This is a genomic window from Streptomyces sp. NPDC050388 (genome assembly GCF_040655635.1).
In the GTDB taxonomy this organism is placed as follows: domain Bacteria; phylum Actinomycetota; class Actinomycetes; order Streptomycetales; family Streptomycetaceae; genus Streptomyces.
On the sequence record NZ_JBFAKH010000246.1, the window covers coordinates 1 to 2148 of the forward strand.

The window sequence follows — 2148 nt, forward strand, 5'->3', positions numbered from 1 at the left end:
GTCCTGCGGCGGCAGCGTCACGGGCGGCCGAAAGGACCGGTATCCGCAGGTGGAGGGGGCCGCCCCGCCGATCGGCTCGCGGCGGCGTCTGCCCGATCGGCTCGCGGCGGCCATCGACGGCTGCCTGCAGGGCGATCCGTCGTCCCGGCCCTCGGTCGCCGAACTGGCCGCCGCCCTCGAGGCGACGCTGCCCGGCCCGAGGCGCCGCACCGCCCTTTCCTGAGGCCGGGGCGGGGCGCCGGTTCCACGTGCTGCGGCCGGTGGCGAAGCGGCCGGGGCAAGGACGGTGCCGGCAAAGGCGGCCGGGCGGGCGCCGCGGGGCCGGCCGGGGCCGCCGCGCCCCGGCGGGCCCGTGCGCTGCCCAGGGTGAAGGCGCCCACCGGATCGTGGTGCCCGTCCGTGCGCCCCCCACGGCGGCCGGCCCGGCCGCCGTGCGGCGTGCCGAGGCGGCCGGGCCGGCGGTCCTGGAGGTCCAGCCGGGTTTCTTCGGGTCTTCGGGGCGGGCGCAGCCGTCGCCGGCCGGCGGGCCCGGGGTCAGCTCCCCCCTTCCTCAAAGGGGTCCGGGCCTGCACGGCAGGGGGCCCGGGACCGTGACGCGCTCGATGGCGGCGCCGGCCGCCCGGCCGGCAGACCCGGACGCGGCCGCGGCAGACGCGTCCCGCAGCCGGACACCGCGTGCGCGAGGCCGGGCGCCCGCGTGTGGGGCCTTTCCTCGTGCGCCGTCACGTTGCGGGGCGGTCCGCGCGCCGCCCGGCACCGGCCCGGTCGGTCCGTCGCCCGCCGGGGTCGTGTGCTCGGTGTGCTCCCAGCCGGCCGCGCACCGATCCAGCTGTGCGACCGCCCCTGCCCGCTCCTGGCCAAGCAGCCCGCCCGGTGCCGGCTCGACGCCGCTCTCCCGCGGCTTCCCGCAGGTCACGTCGCCGGCCGTGGTCCCCTCGAGGCGGCGCGGCGAGGGCGTTGCGCGGCTTTCCCCCGCTGTCCTGAGCCTCGTCTTTGCGGTGCCCGGCGGGGTCCTCTTCCGGCCGGCGGTCTGCCGGGCCGTCATGGGCAGACGGCCGCCGTCCTTGGGGCATGTTCCTGCTGCCGCGGCAGCCGCGCCCCGGCGGGCCGGCTTGGAGATCACCGTGCCGGCAGGCCCGCAGCCCGCCTGACGGTGCCCGCGCGGCCGGCCTTCGCCCCCGCGGGCGGCCGCCGGCCCTGTGCGGTCTTACCCGGCCCGCACCGATTCATGACCGGGGGGCTTTGCACCATCACCCTGCCGGCGCACCGCCCCCTGCGCCGGCACAGCACCGCACCCGCCGTTTTGCCTGCGCGGCCGCACGGACCGCCAGGCAGCAAAATCCCGCCACAACGGGGGCGCACCAGGCGCCCGGGGGCCTGGTGGACCGCGGGCACCTCCCGGCAGAGGCACTGCGCGCCACCGGGAGACACGGCCTGCGCCAAGGGCGGTTTCGGCGAACGCCCGGCGTCGTGCCGACCACCGGCCGACGCCCCGCCGGCGCGGTGGGGCTGGGCTGGCAGGGCGTCGTCGTCCGGTTTTATGATGGGGTGCCCGGTGGGTGGGTGAAAGCGGGTGTCCGGGGTGGGATGCTGCAGGAGGACCCCGGCCCGATTCCAGCGGGCCGGGGTCTGTGTGCTGCGCCAAGGCGGCGATTTGGTCAGCGTCCGCCGAATCCGTCGTTCCCGCCGTGTCCGCCGTATCCGCCGCGTCCACCGAAGTGGTGGACGACCCGGAAGCTGCCCACCACTCCGTCCTTGACGAAGACCCCGTCCTCGACGGGGCAGGGCAGCACGCCGTCGCTGGAGCTGTGCGGTCCGACGGTGGCGATGGGGGCGCCGTTGTCGCAGGTGACCCCGCGGAAGACCTCGACGGTCTTCCAGCTGTCGTTGCGGATGTTCAGGCTGCGGGAGCCCAGGCCGCTCACGACGGTGATGCAGTCGCCCGGGGCGGCCGAGTAGGAACGCTCGTTGATGTGGATCCGGCCCTCGAAGTCCCGGTCTTCAAAACCCCGGTGCTCAAAGCCCCGGCCTTCGAAGCCCCGGCCTTCGTTGCCCTTGCCGGACTCGCCGCCCAGGGGGGCCGCGGCGGGGGCGGCCGCCTGCTGGATCGCGGGGGCGGCCTGGGCCGGCTCGTAGGCGGACGCCGAG

1 protein-coding gene and 1 pseudogene are annotated in these 2148 nt (G+C 77.4%); one reads left to right on the forward strand and one right to left on the reverse strand.

Features of this window, described 5'->3' with window-relative positions:
* Nucleotides 1-223: pseudogene (locus AB0I73_RS41105) on the forward strand (hypothetical protein); the annotation flags it as partial.
* A 1435-nt stretch (nucleotides 224-1658) separates the two neighbouring features.
* Here AB0I73_RS41105 and AB0I73_RS41110 read toward each other — a convergent pair.
* Nucleotides 1659-2148 (reverse strand): hypothetical protein (locus AB0I73_RS41110; RefSeq protein ID WP_363045487.1); only part of this gene is annotated, 490 nt, incomplete at its 5' end.